At 37.2% G+C, this 18,607-nt stretch carries 16 protein-coding genes; 7 read left to right on the top strand and 9 right to left on the bottom strand.

All coding sequences use genetic code 11. From position 1 onward, the window contains the following. Nucleotides 1-561 (top strand): ComEA family DNA-binding protein (locus tag IQ247_RS18800; RefSeq protein ID WP_322745527.1); only part of this gene is annotated, 561 nt, incomplete at its 5' end. 215 nt (nt 562-776) lie between these two features. Here the strand turns inward: IQ247_RS18800 and lepB are convergent. After that, nucleotides 777-1,346 carry a signal peptidase I gene (gene lepB / locus IQ247_RS18795; protein WP_193922623.1) on the bottom strand — a complete coding sequence of 190 codons (570 nt, stop codon included), beginning with the start codon at nt 1,344-1,346 and terminating at the stop codon, nt 777-779. 400 nt (nt 1,347-1,746) lie between these two features. Between lepB and IQ247_RS18790 the strand changes: the two genes are divergently transcribed. Both IQ247_RS18790 and IQ247_RS18785 read left to right on the top strand, forming a co-directional pair. Continuing rightward, entirely contained in the window at nt 1,747-2,796 is a 1,050-nt protein-coding gene (locus IQ247_RS18790; protein ID WP_193922622.1) for an AAA-like domain-containing protein, read from the top strand. A 5-nt stretch (nt 2,797-2,801) separates the two neighbouring features. Beyond that, complete coding sequence (locus tag IQ247_RS18785) at nt 2,802-5,333, top strand: AAA family ATPase (RefSeq protein ID WP_193922621.1); 2,532 nt, start codon at nt 2,802-2,804, stop codon at nt 5,331-5,333. 1,305 nt (nt 5,334-6,638) lie between these two features. Here the strand turns inward: IQ247_RS18785 and rlmN are convergent. The 3 genes from rlmN to queG form a co-directional block, all read right to left on the bottom strand. Beyond that, nucleotides 6,639-7,760, bottom strand: a complete 1,122-nt coding sequence (gene rlmN / locus IQ247_RS18775; protein ID WP_193922619.1) for a dual-specificity RNA methyltransferase RlmN — start codon at nt 7,758-7,760, stop codon at nt 6,639-6,641. Nucleotides 7,761-7,960: 200 nt separating this feature from the next. Next, nucleotides 7,961-8,599, bottom strand: a complete 639-nt coding sequence (locus IQ247_RS18770) for an HAD-IA family hydrolase (RefSeq protein ID WP_193922617.1) — start codon at nt 8,597-8,599, stop codon at nt 7,961-7,963. Continuing rightward, entirely contained in the window at nt 8,596-9,549 is a 954-nt protein-coding gene (queG, locus tag IQ247_RS18765; protein ID WP_193922616.1) for a tRNA epoxyqueuosine(34) reductase QueG, read from the bottom strand. Before queG ends, IQ247_RS18770 begins: the two co-directional genes overlap by 4 nt. Nucleotides 9,550-9,765: 216 nt before the next feature. Here queG and IQ247_RS18760 point away from each other — a divergent pair, with 216 nt between their 5' ends. Both IQ247_RS18760 and IQ247_RS18755 read left to right on the top strand, forming a co-directional pair. After that, entirely contained in the window at nt 9,766-10,287 is a 522-nt protein-coding gene (locus IQ247_RS18760; RefSeq protein WP_193922615.1) for an orange carotenoid protein N-terminal domain-containing protein, read from the top strand. A gap of 353 nt (nt 10,288-10,640) precedes the next feature. Further along, nucleotides 10,641-11,045, top strand: a complete 405-nt coding sequence (locus IQ247_RS18755) for a nuclear transport factor 2 family protein (protein WP_193922614.1) — start codon at nt 10,641-10,643, stop codon at nt 11,043-11,045. Nucleotides 11,046-11,126: 81 nt separating this feature from the next. Here IQ247_RS18755 and IQ247_RS18750 read toward each other — a convergent pair whose 3' ends face one another. The 4 genes from IQ247_RS18750 to IQ247_RS18735 form a co-directional block, all read right to left on the bottom strand. After that, the gene (locus IQ247_RS18750) at nt 11,127-11,573 is read right to left on the bottom strand and encodes a hypothetical protein (RefSeq protein WP_228059858.1); all 447 of its coding nucleotides are present in this window, start codon (nt 11,571-11,573) and stop codon (nt 11,127-11,129) included. A 404-nt stretch (nt 11,574-11,977) separates the two neighbouring features. Further along, nucleotides 11,978-12,427 carry an ATP-binding protein gene (locus IQ247_RS18745; protein ID WP_193922613.1) on the bottom strand — a complete coding sequence of 150 codons (450 nt, stop codon included), beginning with the start codon at nt 12,425-12,427 and terminating at the stop codon, nt 11,978-11,980. Nucleotides 12,428-12,430: 3 nt separating this feature from the next. Beyond that, entirely contained in the window at nt 12,431-14,131 is a 1,701-nt protein-coding gene (locus IQ247_RS18740) for a SpoIIE family protein phosphatase (RefSeq protein ID WP_193922612.1), read from the bottom strand. 192 nt (nt 14,132-14,323) lie between these two features. Further along, nucleotides 14,324-15,034, bottom strand: coding sequence for a response regulator transcription factor (locus tag IQ247_RS18735; RefSeq protein ID WP_193922611.1), 711 nt, complete (start codon nt 15,032-15,034; stop codon nt 14,324-14,326). 680 nt (nt 15,035-15,714) lie between these two features. On the opposite strand from IQ247_RS18735, the gene IQ247_RS18730 reads away from it, so the two are divergent. Both IQ247_RS18730 and ftsE read left to right on the top strand, forming a co-directional pair. Then, nucleotides 15,715-16,464, top strand: a complete 750-nt coding sequence (locus tag IQ247_RS18730; protein ID WP_193922610.1) for a WecB/TagA/CpsF family glycosyltransferase — start codon at nt 15,715-15,717, stop codon at nt 16,462-16,464. A gap of 281 nt (nt 16,465-16,745) precedes the next feature. Continuing rightward, complete coding sequence (ftsE, locus tag IQ247_RS18725) at nt 16,746-17,504, top strand: cell division ATP-binding protein FtsE (protein WP_193922609.1); 759 nt, start codon at nt 16,746-16,748, stop codon at nt 17,502-17,504. Nucleotides 17,505-17,793: 289 nt separating this feature from the next. Here the strand turns inward: ftsE and IQ247_RS18720 are convergent, their stop codons facing one another. Next, nucleotides 17,794-18,561 carry an armadillo-type fold-containing protein gene (locus IQ247_RS18720; RefSeq protein WP_193922608.1) on the bottom strand — a complete coding sequence of 256 codons (768 nt, stop codon included), beginning with the start codon at nt 18,559-18,561 and terminating at the stop codon, nt 17,794-17,796. Nucleotides 18,562-18,607 lie beyond the last annotated feature (46 nt).

Below are 18,607 nucleotides of genomic sequence, written 5' to 3'. Positions count from 1 at the left end.
CCCATCCCCCCATCCCCTTCCATGAACCCCAACTGGCTACCCCGACTTAATTCCAAGATGCAAAAACTGCGTCAGCAACTGCTTAATGACCCTTATTATCGATTAAAATCGGGGGAAGAAATTGCGATCGCGGTTCAGCTTGGTATCCGGATTGACGCGAATCAAGCTACTGTTGATGATTGGTTGCGCTTACCGGGTTTGTCCATACATCAAGCGCGGACGCTTGTACAACTTGCACAGACAGGTGTGAAATTTTACTGTGTAGAAGATATTGCCGCAGCCTTAAGTTTACCGGCACAGCGATTAAAACCTTTAGAGACAATTTTAATTTTTGGTTACTATGATGACGAATCTTTAGATACTATTACCTATGTTGTAAATCCTAATACAGCAACAGTTGACAATCTATTAAAAGTACCTTTTATCGATTCTTCTTTAGCACAAGCAGTAATAGATAATCGAAATCAGTTTGGACTCTATCGCAATATAGTTGATTTTCAGAAGCGGTTGAATTTATCTGGTGAAACACTCGCTCAGTTAATGTATTACTTGCGGTTTTAAATCCAGCCAGGAGTTTGAGAAGTCGGGTTATTAGTAAGAGAATCTGTAACACCGTGACAAATTTTCCGACAAACCCGACTTCTGTCATTTACGCAGTTTGGCTCTATTAGCAGTAGCCACAATTGTTAGAACATTTCGCCTTAAGAGTTCCCTGTTCCCTGTTGCCTTAAGAACAAAATATGGTCTCCTAACCAATATGAGCATTGCTATTATTTTTAGATAAACCCAATTCTATCAAGAGGCCAAAAGCGAAAAGTTGCCTTACCAATCATATTTTCTTTGGGTAAAAAGCCCCAATAGCGAGAGTCGTTACTATCGTTACGATTATCACCCATCATAAAATATTGATTCGGAGGAACTTGTATGAGGGGAAAAGGTTGGGAGGGTGGTTCTTTTATATAGTCTTCTTCTAATTTTTTAGCATTAAGATAAACCTTACCGTCATCAATTTGTAGGGTATCTCCGGGAGTACCAATCACACGCTTAATAAAAGCTTGATCTTCGGGATATCCACGACGCTGTAATTCTGGGGGTGGTTGAAAAACTATGATATCGCCAAATTTGGGAGAATTAAATCTATAGGAAATTTTTTCAACAACCAGTCTATCGCCTGTATGCAAAGTTGGTAGCATCGAATCTGAAGGGATGTAACGGGGTTCGGCTATAAAAGTCCGAATCAAGAATGCTAATACCAACGCGATGGTTATTAGAATCAGATTTTCTCGTAAGCTACGCCATAATTTTGATGACGCAACGCTTTTTGCATCAGTTTCCTGAGAACTCATGTAAGTTTTTAGCTCGGATTACAACAATTTGACTAATAGTATAAAGTTTGAAGATTATTGAGATTTTGCAGAGCATGAATAGTTATATAGCCAACAAATGCTATACAATATTGAACCAGCAATGCAGAATTTTGTATCACATTACAACATAATTAATTATTATTGATAAATTTTACATCATATTCAATTATTGCAATTATAAAGCAATATTTTAGAGTATTTTTACTTTTGCTTGTGACTCTTCAAAAGCTTTTTTTAATTTGTTGTGTAGCAATTGAGTTTATTTTTGTGGGAATTGAGACTTTTTCTAATAACAAATGCGAAGTTTGTGATTTGATTAGCAAGCTTTTCTCAGTAGAAAAATTATAGTGAGTCTCAAAAGTTACTAATACAACTCAGGATGAATCATTCCAATCCCTTTGTTGCAGGTCCGACGTTGCAAAATCCCGATCTGTTTGTGGGACGCGAGCAGGAATTACGGGCTATTGTTAGCAGAATGGGTGGTTCGCAGCCAACAAGCCTAAATATTGTTGGCTCACATCAGATTGGAAAATCTTCTTTACTGTATTATTTCTTTCTAACTTGGGAACAGCGAATCTCGCAACCACAAAATTATGTGGTTATTTATCTATCGCTCAAAAATGCCAATTGTCAGAAAGAAAACAATTTTTATCAAGCAATAGCACAGAAGTTGTTGAGTTGTCTTAGTGTGCAGATACAGCCTAAATTAGTGGCATTATTGCAAAAAACACCCCTTGATCGTGTAGCATTTTCCCAAGCGATTAAAGAGTTTAAGAGACAAGGGTTGCTACCAGTTTTGTGTTTAGATGATTTTGAAAGTCTTTTTGCCAATAGAAGAGAATTTGGTAACGGTTTTTATGATAATTTGCGCTCTTTGATGGATGATAGCGCTTTGATGCTAGTTATAGCTTCATGCAAAGAACTTGACGTTCATGCTAAAGAACAGCGATTAGTGTCAAGTTTTTTTAATGTTGGACACGTAATTAAATTAGAAGAATTAACTACAGACGAAGCAATTAAACTGACTCGTTTACCAGTCAATTCTCAATCAAAAAAACCTGCATTAACAGAACAAGAACAAAATTTAGTGCAGCAATGGGGCAAACGTCATCCTTATTTTATACAACTTGCTGGCTATTATTTATATGAAGCACGTCAAGCAGGAAAAGATATTAAATGGGCGAAAAAGCAGTTTAAAAATCAGGTTTCTAACTATCAATCAGAATTAAAAGTATATAGATTTAATGGGCTACCAAAATGGCTATGGAAACTTATTACTTTTATCGGCATATGTGCAAACTTTGTGGAAAATTCCGCTAAAAGTGTGATTGGTATGGTGATAATTCTAGCGGTAATTCTTGTTGTATTCAATCGCATCAATTTGGATGATTTTATCGAGATTTTAAAAACAGTTCTAGGTATAAAATAATAACCATGACCAAACCCATTTCCTTTCCTCAGTTGTGGAGATATGTTGGTGAATGTGTTCGTATTCTGTATTGGGCTTATTTTAAACATTATACTTTTGCAAAATGGTTGCGAGATATTGATCCGCAATTAGAAGCCATAGATAATCCATTTGTAATGAAAGCTGAATTTCACAGCAATCCTCGTTTGCATCGTTACGCACAACAGGTTTGGTGGATAACTGCCATTGTACCGACTTTAATCGTATTACTCGCAGGGATAATTTATATCAGCTTCAATATTCCTATATCATCAATAAGTTTTTGGTTTATACCTGGTTGGTGGATAGGTTTGTGGTTGGCTCGCGGTAGAAATAAAAACTTAGAAAAGTTGTTTGAGCGGTCTTTTTGGATTTGTTTTGTTGTCGCTATTATCAGTATTTTGATACCAAAAGAAGTTAATTTCTTAAATCCCCTAATTGATTACTTGAAACAATCTGAATATTTAGGATTGTTGCTGAAATCAACTGGATATTTAGCATTAGGAATTTGGTTGGGAGTAGCTTGGGGTGTTTCTTTGGGAATCCGTTGGGGTGTTGCCTGGATTATTGCATGGATTATACTTTTAGGGTTTTTATTTGTAGGCTCACCACAGAAAGCTGTGGTTGTTGCTGGAACTTTATTTTGGCGATTAGCTTGGCTTTTAGCGTCTGGTGTGGCTTCCGGAGTAGCTGTAGGGGTTACAGCTGGTGTCGCTTTGGGTGTAGTACCTGGTTTGTTTAATCATGAGAATAATACTTGGGCGATCGCGATCGCCATACTTTTTCTTTTCATCCCAGTAATTTGGTGGTTAATAGAATTGGTATGGGTAACTGGTATATATATTAGGTATAAATTAGGATTAGGAAAAACAGCATCTTCACTTAGATTACTTCCACCTTGCAACAATGAACGAATACTTTTTCCTTTACCTTTTATGGTACGAATAATTGTCAAAGCTCACAAAGAAGAACCACTAATGACTAATGATATCATTAAATATTTAATTACTTCTACAAACCAACAAAAAACAGCGAATAAGGCAATTATACAAATTGCGTTAGATTATCTGAATAAATGTAAAACTTTACGCGATATTGCAGAAGTACTAAATCAATTAAATTGGATTCCCTCTGATTTTTCCAAAGAAATTGATTGGGTAATTCGTCGCTTGCTCGATATTAGTCAAGATGTCCGTAAATCATATAAAGAAACTTCTCCTTATCTTCAGTACAAATTTTTAGATAAACCAATTGCTGGATTAGAATCACTGTTAAATAGCATTTCTTCGATTAAAAATCCTCAGATGGCTACTAATGTGGCAAGTATTACTCAAAATTGGAAAACAATTTTATTAACAGCTCAAAAGACATTGAGAGAGCGTGCGCTAGAATCTGAAGAAGTTCGACAAGTTTACATAGCCGGAAATGCTTTAGAACCCCACACAGCAAAGCAGCGTTTCAAAGGACGGATTGATTTATTTCGCGAAATTCAAACTTCCGCACTTGAAGTCGATCCTCCAGTGTTATTACTATATGGTGGGCGACGTAGTGGTAAAACCTCGGCTTTAAAATATTTACCTTATAAGATCGGAGCGGATTTAATACCTTTATTAGTAGATATACAAGGAGCAGCATCGGCAATAACTTTAACAGGTTTTGCAGAAGATTTGGTACGTCAAATGACTGAAGCTGCAAGACGATTACCCCTACCTTTAATCTTACCTGTTCCTAATCAAGAAAAGCTGGAAAAAGACCCATTTATTGCATTACAGTACTGGTTGGGAGATGTCGAAACCACTTTTCCTCAAAAGCGATTTCTCTTATGTCTAGATGAATATGAGCGGCTAAAGGAATTTATCGAAACGACAAATAGTCGAGCTCCGCTAAATTTTTTCCGTCACATTTTACAACATCGCTCAAATTGGATTTTATTGTTCAGTGGCTCCCATCATTTAGAAGAACTTCCCGATTACTGGAGTGATTATTTAATCAATACTCATTCTCTTTTAATTACATATTTAAGCAAGTCAGAAGCTCGCGAATTGATATTACACCCCATAGATGATTTTGCTGATGATATTTATGAAGATGCGGCTGTAGAAAATATTATTTATCTAACTCATTGCCAGCCCTTTTTTGTCCAGCTAATGTGTTATGAATTAGTGGAAATTATTAACCGCGATATTAGAGAAAATCAAAGAAATATAGACAAATCAAAAATCTCTCAAGCAGATGTTGGACGGGTTATTCCCATAGTGCTTAGACGAGCCGAGCAGTATTTTCGGGAATTACGAAAAAGTTTTACTAATGATGAACTAAATTTACTTTATCGTTTAGTTGAAGGGCAACAACCTCAATTGAAAAATAAAGCGGATAAAATGATAGTGCGTTCGTTAATTCGTAAAGAGATTTTACAAAGAGAAACGGTTGTTGTTAATGGTTCGGAAACAATCCGTATTAGTTTTCAAGTTCCTCTTGTGCAAAAGTATATTGAAAAATTGGTCGAAGATGAAATGTAATTTGACGGAAAACTTATGCATTTGTAGGGGAGAAAACGATTATTTTGGGAGAATCTCAATTTTTCAAGAACATATCGCAATACGGTTCAGTTAAGGTTGTCCGTCAATCAATTTATTGAGAACCAAGACTTGGGGGATTCTCCCCCAAGCCCCTTCCAAAAAAGTCGATCTGTTTTGTTTGCGGTAATTAATTAATTAATTAATTAAATTAATTTATTTATATCCTTAACTGAACTGTATTGGAACATATCGTAGTATTCCACTACATTAATTATCATGGCTTTTACTTGGGATGCGCGCCCTTAATTTACAGCGATAAAAGCTGCTACGCAGCCGCTTCCCTAACGCAACTACGAACCTGTACTCGAAATAAACGGTAACAAGTCCCATTGAGGATTCTTGAACATCCAACATTTAAACCAATAAAAAAATGATGGGTAACTTATAACTGAACAAATCAGCTATCAATTACCCATTATTTACTATCCATTACCCATTACCTACCACTAGATTAACAAATCAAACAAATCTGTCCCAGATTGAAATTTGGGAATATCTTCTCAATTTTGCTCAATTTTCATCTATATGACGATTTTTAGCCCCAAATTATTCGAGACCTTATCTTTATATTTCGTTATTTTAACTATAAAAATATTGTAAATTCAACTTGCTTAAAAAATAATAATGTTTTTCCCGATTATAAATGTAATCAGGCTATTCTGTAATGACGATAAATCAAGCGGTCTCAAAGGATGACAAGCAAGGATCACTCAAAAAAAAGATATAAATCGCTTTCAGTCGATGACTTTTGTATCTAAGGTTGGATGGCAAACGGTCTCAATAGGAAGATAATCAAAAATAAATCTAAATCTTGCTTTACCGTACAGGTCTCAAAGTAAATTCTATGTAATATCTATAAAATAAATGTGAATGCAGCATCTGAAAATTAAGCAACCGAAAATAACACCAATTTATCCAAAGTATTACAAAAAGAGGTTTAAAAATGATCACAATACAGAAAGTTTGTTGTCCTAACTGTGGGAGCAAATGCGAAAGACATCATATTTCTGAAAGCCAAATATGTCGGACTCAATGTGCAAATTGCGATTATTTAATGATTAACTGTACCCGTACCGGAAGAGTGATTGAAGCCTACGCACCCGGTATTTACGCAAATAAGTAAAAAAAAAGGCATTGTTAGGAGTTGTAGAGACGTAGCATTGCTACGTCTCTACGGGAGTTAGGAGTTAGTTGACAGTTGTTATTTATTTCTCCCCATCTCCCCATCTCCCCCATCACCCCATCCTATTTATTACTGGCACGTAATTGTCCACAAGCAGCGTCTGCTTCTAAACCACGGGAATAACGAACGCTGTGGGCAATATGATGCTTTTCTAAAGCTTGTACAAAAGCTTGAATGCGTTCGTAGTTGGGACGCTTATAGTCTGCTTCTTGGATGGGATTATAAGGTATCAAATTTACGTGACTTTGAAATCCGCGTAATTGTCGTGATAGTTGGTGAGCGTGTTCTGGAAGGTCGTTTACACCAGCAAGCAGAATATATTCAAAAGATACACGTCGTCCGGTCATTTCTACATAATCGCGACATTCCGCAAGTAACTCTTCAATTTGATATTTATGAGCGCTAGGAATAATTTCTTCTCGCAATTCTTGATTGGGTGCGTGGAGACTGACAGCAAGAGTGATTTGTAGACGATGTTTTGCAAGGTGACGAATACGTCCAGGAATACCCACCGTAGAAAGCGTTAAGTTACGTTGTCCGATTCCCACATCTTTATTAAGGCATTGAATAGAGCTTAAAGTATTATCAACATTTAATAAAGGTTCACCCATACCCATAAATACGATATGAGTAACCCGGTGTCCAAAGTCTTCCTGTACGGTTAAAACTTGATCTACAATTTCGTGACGAGCTAGATTGCGCTTGTAGACTCCTTTACCAGTAGCACAGAAATCGCAAGCCATCGGGCAACCGACTTGAGTAGAAACGCAAACCGTTAACCGTTCTAAATCTTCTGAATTGCCTGCTTGTCGATTATTTTTTCCCCATTTTTTAAAAGTGGGAATCCCAACGGTTTCTACAATTTCCCCGTCAATTAGTTGTAAAAGATATTTTACGGTACCGTCGGGAGCCGTAGAACGGTGGTGCAAAGTAGAACGTCCGACTGGGATTTCTGCGACAGATTCCCGCCACTGTTTGGAAAATACAGTAATATCAGTCAAAGAACGAGCGGCTCTTTGGTATATCCACTGATGCAACTGTTTTCCTCTGTAGGCTGGTTGTTCTTGTTGCTGCACCCAATCGGTTAGTTCTGACAAAGATGCTCCTAACAAAGGAGGGATAGGAATTTTTTGGATCTGAGGAACGGGGGGTTTAGAAGCAGAAACTACAGAATTAACAGACATAATGGAATCGCGATCGCTAAAAAGTCATTGAATCTTTATGGTAGAGTATCTGACGTTTTAATTGCTGAGTAAATATCTAATTAGAGAACTACCTACACTGAGATACAACTTTGGACTTTAATAAAAGGTCAAAGGTTAGAGGTCAAAGGTCAAAAAGTATTAACAATTATCAACTATCCCCTTGTCCCTTCATCCATTTTCTAACAAATATTTTTAATAACTTCGACTAATTCTTGGGGATGATCAATTAAAAAATCTGGATTCTGTTTTGCTAATGCTTCTTCTGAATTAAAACCCCAAGTTACACTAATTACTCGAATATTAGCCTTTTTTGAAGCTTCTATATCTCTAGTTTCATCTCCAACATATATAACTTCTTGAGTTTTTAGCTGTTTTTGCCTCAAAACGTTGTTGATTATCGTGGTTTTACCAAAAATTGTCACTCCGGTATGGATAAACTCGAATAAACTATCCATATTATTTATTTTGAGAAATTCTTTGACGTTACCTTTAGAATTAGAAGTGATAATACCTAACCTATTCCCGTTGTCTTTGAGTTCTATCAAAGCTTCTTGAATTCCTAGAATTGGTTTGAGTTCGGGAATTTTGTTTTTTAACTCTCTCTTAACCTTCTTGAGTAGAAAAGGTATTTTGAATAAAGGAATCCCAGAATACTTAAAAATTTCTCTAGAAGTTAAATTTCTAAGTATTACAAGTTCTTCTGAAGTAATTTGTGCATAACTAAACTCTACAGCTAAACCATTGGCAATAGTTACTAAGGCATCTACTGTATCGGCAATCGTACCATCAAAATCAAAAATAATTACTTTCTGGGTCATTCTCTGGGTTGACGGGATGCTTCAAGATTAGCACGGGCATTTCGTTGTAACATTTGTGGCTTAATTCGTCGTAACGCTGAAGCCGTAAATTGCTTGTCCCACTTTTCATTCGTGATTGTGGCTAATTCTATCAGCTTGGGAGCAATATTCCCAGGGTAGGGCTGAAATTCTTCTACGTCGGTTGTAGTAGCAAAACGTTGATTCCAAGGACATACATCTTGACAAATATCACAACCCGCAACCCAACCTTGCATATTTTCGGCGATATTTTCGGGTAATTTTTCATCCCGATTTTCAATTGTATGATAAGCAATACACCGATTGGCATCTACTATAAATGGCTGTGTAATTGCATCGGTGGGACAGCTTTCAATACACCGAGTACAGGTTCCACAATGTTCGGTGTGGGGAGTATCTGGAGTTAATTCCAGATTTGTCAATATTTCTCCTAAAAATACCCAAGAACCATATTCTCTGGTAATTACATTGCCGTTTTTGGCAATCCAACCGATCCCCGCTTGTTGCGCCCAAACTTTATCTTGAATTGGCCCTGTATCTACATAGTATTTGGTTTCGATTCCTTCACCTAATGACTGCAACCAAATTGAGAGTGCTTTCAATTTTTTTTGCATGACTTTGTGATAATCCCTTCCCCACCCATAACGAGAAATTTTTCCGTATTCGTTTCCTTCGGGACGTTGATGCTCTGTATAGTAATTTAAAGCGACACAAATTAGCGATCGCGCTTCTGGCATCACTAATTTAATATTTTGACGATTCGGATTTCCCATCCATTCCATATCGGCATGATATCCAAGGGCTAACCATGCTTGCAATCTCTGCGCCTGAGTATCTGTAAAGGTTGCAGCCGCTATTCCAACTTTATGAAACCCTAGCTCTAGCGCTTTTTCCTTAATTTGTCTGCTGCTAAGGGAGGACAATTGATTCATTTATCTTATTTTAATATTTGCCCGAAAAGCGCACCCCTAATTTATACCACCATTATGATCCCCTGTTTTATATTTCTTAATTAACCTATTTGTAAATTTTATTTGCAATTTGTAAATTTTTAATGCAAAATAATCAGTGGAAGGTAAAGCAACATACAAAGGAAGCCTTCTTAAAACAAATATTTCGCTACGAAGTTTACAAAAGTTGGTGCTATCATGACTTTCTCTACAGATTCAATACGGAACGGTTCTTCTAACGCTTTCAACTACGATACTCAGTTAGTTGATGCAGTAAATTCCACTGTAAATGTTTTCAAAAGCCTCTCGGTGGATGACCAGTTAGCGGTGCTTTGGTTTGCATATACTGAAATGGGACGTTCTATAACTCCTGCTGCTACAGGTGCAGCACGTTTACAGCTAGCAGAAGGTTTGCTCCATCAAATCATCCAAATGTCTCCCAAGGAACAGCTACAGGTAATGCGTGATTTAGCTGCGAAAAATAATACCCAAGTTGCTCGCTCTTACGGTATTCTTAGTGCTAATACAAAGTTAGCTTTCTGGTATGAATTATCAGAGTTGATGGTTAAAGGTTTTGTTGTCGCAATGCCATCTAATTATCAATTGTCTCGTGATGGCTCACAAGTTTTGCAAGCTCTCAAAGAACTTGATTTTGGTCAACAAATTACTGTTCTTCGTAAAATTGTAACTGATATGGGTGTTGATCCTTTAGCTGATTAAGACGCTTTCGAGGAAAGCTATATTTTTGAATTTTGCGACGATAACAGGCAATTTTTCAACCCTATGTCTGGATATCAAACTTATCTGTTTTAATCTAAAATAACCGTAGATTGTGGGGTGGAGATTATTATCTATTATCCACCTTGCAATAATTTTGTTTAAATAAGGAGTAGGCAGCAGTTAGATAACTCAGAAGTGAATAATCAGGACTTGATTACTTAATTTATAGTACAATTATTTCTGAAGCACGTGTCTGAGCAGCTAGCTTTGATATTTTATTTAAATAATATTTAATTAATAAATTTAATTAGTAAATATTTTTTTTCTTATCAGCGACTAATACAGCTAATTTTATGAGTGCAATTGAATGGAAATCTACCGAAATTACAGAAATCAGTGAAGTAACTATACAGCAATACTTTGAAAGTTTAAATGCAGGCAATTACGAAAAAACCGCTTCGTTGTTTGCAGAAGACTGTGTAATGCATCCCCCTTTTGAATCTGGGATTACTGGGAGGGATGCGATTTTAAGCTACTTACGCAAGGAAGCAATTGATATTAAAGCTTATCCTCGTGAAGGTGTAAGCGAAACTCTAGAAGACAACCTAACCCAAATTCAAGTTGTAGGTAAGGTAGAAACTCCTTGGTTTGGTGTCAATGTATCTTGGGTGTTTGCTTTAAATGAAAATCTGCAAATTTTGGATGTAAAAATCAAACTTTTAGCTTCTCCCCAAGAATTACTTTCCTTACGGCGGTAATACTTGAAAATTAGCGAATATCAAGCACATTAAACAGTTTTTTTTGATAATTAACAGCCAAAAACCATTAATAACTAATAACTAACTTTTGTTTGCTGTTGCTCGCTCTAAGGAACGTACTAATAATCTCCGTCCTAATTCGATATCGGCAGCCGCACATTGCCAGTCTGGATGAGCGCTCATTAATAGACTATCTAAGGTCTCTTGGTCAAATAAATGCCAAACTAAAGCATTATTGATTTCTGCTTCGATTGCGTAACAGTTGAGGCTAATACAGTAGATTTTACAACTACTCGCAGCTCTGATTAAATTTATTTGTTCTCCGGGTTTAAGTGAGCGAAACTTTCTGATTGCCTGCTTCATTTCATCGATAGAAGAAGTCAGTAATCCGGGAATTGCCACTGTTAAATTATGATCGCTATTTACCTTAATCCAATAATGACGGCTGGGATCTATTCCCTCTAACCAAGGTAACTCATCATCTAATCGGTAGCGCGGTGAAAGACAAAACGAGGCTTGCATAGGCATCGTTAATAACTACAGTAAGGTATTTAAATGATTTTGACCGGGCTGAATTAACCGATCAAAAATAGAGCAATTATGTAATTGTTTCATGATTCACAGCTATTAACCAAATAAACTTAGTAAAAGTTATTATCTTGGTGAAGTATTGTTAACTTTGTCGGGTGAGAAGTCGAGTTTTCATCATGTTTATACTAGAAAAGTTTGAGCAGTTGACTTTGAAACGCAAAGGAAGGCTGAGTTGAACGCTAAGTTACGCTGAGTATCTATTTGAGATTTTGTGCTGTGGTAAAAAAGTCTACTTATTAGCCGTTTTCTGTACGATATTTATCCGAAAACCCGACTTCTAATATATAAAATAGTTTGTCAATTGACGGAGTGAGAGCGAACTATAGTTAAATTAATTTAAATTAATTTTGAACTTTTTCTTGAGCTTCTTGTACTGTTTCAGGCAAACTAGCTTCTAACTTCAGACAATTACCGCCATTAACTTGTAATTCATACTCTACTTTGTCCATTAAACGGTTCATAATCAGCCAGCCATAACCACCTTCTTGTTTTTCCATAGGACTAGGAGGAGAATAATGAGACATATCATAACCCTCACCTTTGTCCCAAACTTCTAAAGCTAAATCCCTTTTTTTTAGTTCCAAACGAATCAAAATTGGGGCAGATGGCTTTTCTTTATGAGCGTGACGCACTACATTGGAGTAAGCTTCGACTAAAACTAAGCGTAAACGATTTGATTGTCGAGTCCAATCAACCGATTCTCCTAATTCCACTTCTAAGCATCCAAGCAGCCAGCTTTCCACAATGCTTAAAAACTTCAAGTCACTTGGTACGTGAAGCTCGCTTTTCATAGTTTATAAAATCTCCAGTGAAAGTATAGTTTGGTCATCTTCTTGGACTTCGGTATCAAGATGGATACGGTTGAGCAATTTGTTCAAACTAAGTGGTTTCTCTTGTTCAAGCAATAATTGCCAAAGTCCTTCTTGGTTAAGCATAGAGCGTGTTGACGATTCTACATTAGATAATTCTTTACTCAAATTACTTGTGATTGAAACTTGAGCTTCAGTAATTCCATCGCTTGCAAGTAGCAAAGTATCTGACTGAGCAAGAATTAATTCCCCAAAATTTGCTTCCCAATTGGGTAATATACCCAAAGGAATTCCACGTACTTTGAGAAAATTTGGTTCGTCTAAGTGAGAATCTTTTTGCGAGCAAACTATTGGGTAAATATGACCGGCATTAGCGTACACTAATTGCTTGGTAGCGCTTGTATAACGAGCCAATACCAAAGTAATAAAATAATTATTGCTTACCAGGTCATCGCCTAAAGCTTGATTTAAATTTTTCATGACTATATTTGGCATTGGAGGCGTTTCTTGAGATAATTCTCGACGCAATACTGATATTGCACTAGCCATAAACAGTGCAGCAGGAACACCTTTACCAGAAACGTCACCTACAGCCAACCATAAATCTCCCTTGGGATGAACAAAAACTTCAAAAAAGTCTCCACCAACTTCCCGTGCTGGATAGCAGCAAGCTTGTACCCTGACTCCTTCGATTTCAGGTAAAGTTTGGCGTAGCAAATTATGCTGAATTTGACGCGCAACTTCCAATTCGGCATGAATCTGTTTTTGCTTTTGTTGGAGGTTCTGATAAAGTTTTGCTTGAGAAAGAGCTAATGCAGCTTGTTCGGCAACACCGGAAATTAGTTCTATGTCTTCATGTTGCCAATTGCCATAAGTTCCCAGAGTTGCTTTTTGGGTATCGCATCGCTGTTGATGGAGAGCCAATACTGCTTGTAAATCTTGTTGATAAATCAGCGGTACAGCTAATTGCTGGTAAACTTCGCCATTATCAGAAGTAAATTCTGATAATTCGTAATTACGGCTGACAAGAACTTTTTCCATTAAAGTACTGGGATTAAAGCAGCAATTTTCAACAACAGCGTTATGATCCTGGTAGAAAAACTCCTCTGATGCTAATTGTTCTCCTTCAATCGGTTTAAGTACGCAACAAGTCGCTTCAAAAGTTTGTCCAATTGTTGACACAATTTTTTGCAGCATACTAGGATAATCTAGAGATTCCCGAATCGCTGTTGTAACTGCATTAACTAAAGATTCTCGCCTCAGAGAACGGCGTAAACTTAAAGTTCTTTTTTTGACTAACCGATAAATTTGGGTAGCTTGATCGACCAGCGAACGCAGTTGATCTGGTTTCCAAGGCTTAGTAATGTAGCGAAATACCTGACCCGAATTAATCGCATCAACTAAATCTTCGACATCAGTAAAGCCTGTAAGCAAAATCCGAATGGTATCCGGAAAACGCTCTACCGTAAGACCGAAAAATTCTGTACCGTTCATCTCTGGCATTCTTTGGTCAGAGATAATTACAGCCATTTCGCCTTCTTTGTCTAGAATCTCCAGAGCAGTACGAGCATCACTTGCCTTGTATACTTTAAATTCTCGCCTAAAAGTGCGGTAGAGTAAATCTAGGTTATCTAGCTCGTCATCCACCACCATTAATTTGAGTTTGCCTGCCTCAATTTCAGTCATAATTGACTTTTATTTTCATATATTTTTCATAGGCAAGAATGTATAAATTTTATCTTGCCTTGCAATTCAGCCTGGAACAAAAAGGTAGTTATTAACATCCCCCCCACATTCTTAACATAGAATTAACTATGCGGGTAGTAAATTTATCTCTAATATCCTTAAAAAATACTCAGAGAAACCTTAATTTCAACTTTATCCTACTAATCCCGAACGCAAAGCGCGGACTGCTGCTTGAGTGCGATCATCAGCGCATAACTTGTTCAAAATATTGCGGACGTGAGTTTTAACAGTTCCCACCGTAATGTAGAGTCTTTCGGCGATAATGGCGTTACTACAACCTTCTACAATTAACTGCAATACTTCTAATTCTCTTTCAGTAAGAGTATAGGGATCAATACTGTCTTCTTCTCTAGCATTGTTAAAGTCGTATTTTTCCGCAAATTTATTACCATCCGAAACTTTTGAACCTGGTGGATTTTCTTGTGCTTGCTGCAAAACAATGCGGGCGATCGCCGGGTCAATCCAAGAGTTACCATTGTGAGTATGGCGCACGGCTTCGAGCAAATTATCATATTTATCCTTCATGCAGTAGGAATCTGCACCAGCAGCGAAAGCTGCAAGCACGGCTTCTTTACTATCTCGTAAAGTTAAAATCAGGATTTTAGTTAGCAATCCCGGTGCTGTGGACTTGGCTTCTCTGGTTAATTCAATCCCATCAATATCGGGTAAACCAATATCTACAATTGCCACATCCGGTTGCAGCGCTTTTAATATTTTGAGTCCATCGGTAGCATTATTTGCTTCTCCTACTACTTCAAAATCAACATTTCGCTGTAATGCAGTCCGAATACCCAAACGGGTGAGATCGTGGTCTTCAATTAAAGCAACGCGAATTTTAGTCATGGTAACTTTCTGCCCGTTAAACTATTAACTGTAAAATTGAGTTTAATAAAAAGTCTATTAAGATACAGTTTCCTTTACATCTGTACTCTTAATGGCATAAAACTCACGAGGGATGGTTGATATCTTATCAATAAGGTATTCACAACCCATATAGCAAATGCGATAAATATACAATCTGAGTTAAGTACGCCTGATAAAAAGAATCTAATACGATTAGAATTAAAGTATACGACTATATTAATTAGAGTTCGTTAACTAATCCCTATAAGTAGTTAATCTTACCCTATCAATCGTATTTGTGTTTGAAAAGGTATAGACTCCCAGTTGGAATCAAGTGTATTTTGATTACTACGTTGATCTCCTTTGTGAAAATTATACCGGCGTTTTGGAAGATGTTGTTAGTTTATTTGCAATGGCTTGTTTAATCGGGTATCTAAAAGTACTACTTAAAATACAAAGTTTTAAAATATATGATTATCTCAAATATTTAAGTATTTATAGTGACTTTTATGGCGATAAATATTTAGTAAGCTAAACTACAAATTATAATTAAAATAATTAATTTTGTGATTACAGCAATTAAACAAGCTATATCCACAAATGCAACACAAACAATTAAGGAACAAATTTGATAAACTAACTTCGATAAAACTTGGTGTGAGGCGAATCTAGATTAGAGCATGATTAAACCGCCTAAAAAAATGTCGGTTTTGGGACTACCGATTCATTTAACGACAAATTACCCAGGCTACTTATTAGAACGCTTGCAGCAGAGAATAGGAACTCATGTAGTGACTCTGAATGCAGAAATGACCATGCAAGCGGAGCGAAATGAAACTCTCGCGACTATAATCAAAGCTGCGGACTTAGTAATTCCCGACGGTGCTGGGATAGTTTTATATTTACGATTACTTTTAAAGCAAGATGTAAGTCGAATTCCAGGAATTGAACTAGCAGAAGCACTATTACGGGAAATTGGACAAAATTCTCCTGATTCAACAGTATTTTTCTACGGAGGAAAGCCCGGAACCGCAGCAGCAGCAGCACAATTCTGGCAAGAACAAATTGCCCGTTTGAATATAGTGGGAACTCACTCAGGCTATCATTCCCCAGAAGAAGAACAACAGCTGCACTCTACTCTGTCTCAACTACAACCGCAACTTATTTATGTGGGTTTGGGAGTACCACGTCAAGAATTATGGATCGAACAAAACCGTCATTTGTGTCCCCAAGCTATTTGGATTGGTGTCGGTGGTAGTTTTGATATTTGGTCAGGAGCCAAAACTCGCGCTCCGGCTTGGTTGGGTGATAATAATTTAGAATGGCTATATCGTCTTTATCAAGAACCTTGGCGATGGCGACGGATGTTAGCTTTACCTAAATTTGCTTGGAAAGCCTTAATTTACGGTGTAAAAACCAAAGGTGCTTGAGTTTTTCTTAGGAAAAGGGAGTAGGGAGTAGGGAATTTTGATCTCTAACCTTTGACCAATCATTCCTTGATGGTACAAACCCCGGATTTATACCTGGAACCAATCGTCAATCCCTTCATCTCAAATTCCTAAGCCCTCGCATTGATTCGTGGGGTTAATCCAAAATCCAAAATCCAAAATCCAAAATCGGATGACCTTTTAATAAAGATTTGATATTCCCAGGCTTGTTCTGGGAATACTTATTTGGTATTCAATTTTTTATTTAATCCCAATAAACCGCAATGTCGGCGATCGCGAATAACAACACAATTGATAAATCTACTGATTTTCCTCAAGAAAACAAAGGTAAAGACAGTAGCAGTAATTTTATGGTTCAGCTGCGTTCTGTGACAAAAAGCTATGTTAATGCAGCGGATGCTTTAGTAGATGCTAACTTAAACGTCAAGAAAGGGGAATTTGTATTTATTACCGGACCTAGTGGTTCTGGTAAATCCACTCTGCTCAAACTGCTGTATGGTGAAGAATTAGCAACCCAGGGAGAGGTGATTGTTGACGATCGCAATGTGGCAAAGTTACGTGGTGATGGTTTGTCTTTATTGCGACGACGTATTGGTATTGTTTTCCAAGACTACAAATTAATCCCTCAGCGAACGGTAAAGGAAAATATTTCTGTGGTTTTGCAAGCTCAAGGCTACACCCGCAAGGAAATTCAAAGACGTTTGGAACCTACTTTAAAGTTAGTCGGTTTATTGAGTAAAGCTAATTGTTTTCCCGATCATCTTTCTGGAGGAGAGCAACAACGGGTAAGTATGGCACGAGCAATTGTCGCAACTCCACCCTTGCTTTTAGCAGATGAACCAACCGGAAATCTAGATCCAGATAATTCTTGGCAAATAATCCAAATATTAAGTAAGTTAAATTCCTTTGGGGCTACAGTAATTGTTACTACCCATGACGAACACTTGGTAAGACGTTGCGATCGCCGAGTAGTAAAAGTATGTGGCGGAAAAGTATACGAAGAGTTAGGAGTTAGGAGTTAGGAGTTAGGAGTTTTGAGTTTTGAGTTTTGAGTTTTGAGTTTTGAGTTTTGAGTTTTGAGTTGGGAGTTAGGAGTTAAGAGTTAGGAGTTAAGAGTTAGTACCACCGGAGTTAGGAGTTAGTAGCACCGGAGTTAAGAGTAAGATTTTACATATTCGGGGGTTTTGTGTATGCCGTACTTAAAGGAGTTAGTACCACCGGAGTTAAGAGTAAGATTTTACTACCCATTACCCATTACCCATTACCCATTACCCATTACCCATTACCCATTACCCATTACCCATTACCTATTTAATATAAAACACGATTTTTGACTTTAACAGACAAAGGTACTAAAGTTTTCATGTTCGTTGACACAGCTTTTTGTTCTGGTTCCAATGCTTGTAAGCTATCAAAAGCTGCATCTCTAATTGCTGCAATTGATTCCTTTGTTAACAAGAGTTGCAAGCATTCAATAATATATTGCTTAGTCTCTGACTCAAGCTGTTGACGAGTTGCTAACTTTGTTAACTTACGCAAACCAATCATACGTTTGAGGGGATCTGTGTCTATCAAATAGTCCAACAACTGTTCTAATTCCAGTTGTTCTTGATTTCCATATAAGCTTATGGGCAACCATGCTAATAAAATTAAAATTATTACGATTGCTAAACCTTGGGCGATCGCACCCGCAGCAATCCAAATGTTGTTGGAGTTCACGCAAATTGTTGCTGCGATATAAGTGCCTAAGCAAGCAAATAAACCACTAGTTACCGATAATACTAAACGTCCGCGAGTTGTTTGCAGAAAATTACTTGTTCTACACCAAAATTGTGACCAATCCCACTGCGGCATCGAATATACTAATAACATCACGAAACCGCCCGCACCGCAAGAAAATAATAACTTGGGGTTCCACAAAACCATGGCAACGAGAATTGTCAGGAACCAAAGAAACTGGACTGGGTTTCTATGTTGCAATATTCGTCTTTTTGTGGCTTGTGTCTTTAACTGCGGAAGTTCCTTGAATGGGATATTTTTGATCAATCGCTGCCAAGAAGACGAAGCCAATTGCGACACGTTACTTACCTACCAATATTTAAAGATTTACTGTTGGGTATAGTTT

Source organism: Plectonema cf. radiosum LEGE 06105 (genome assembly GCF_015207665.1).
GTDB lineage: Bacteria > Cyanobacteriota > Cyanobacteriia > Cyanobacteriales > Nostocaceae > Rivularia > Rivularia radiosa_A.
The sequence above is the reverse complement of the archived record's forward strand: the minus strand, read 5'-3'. Positions and strand labels throughout refer to the sequence as shown.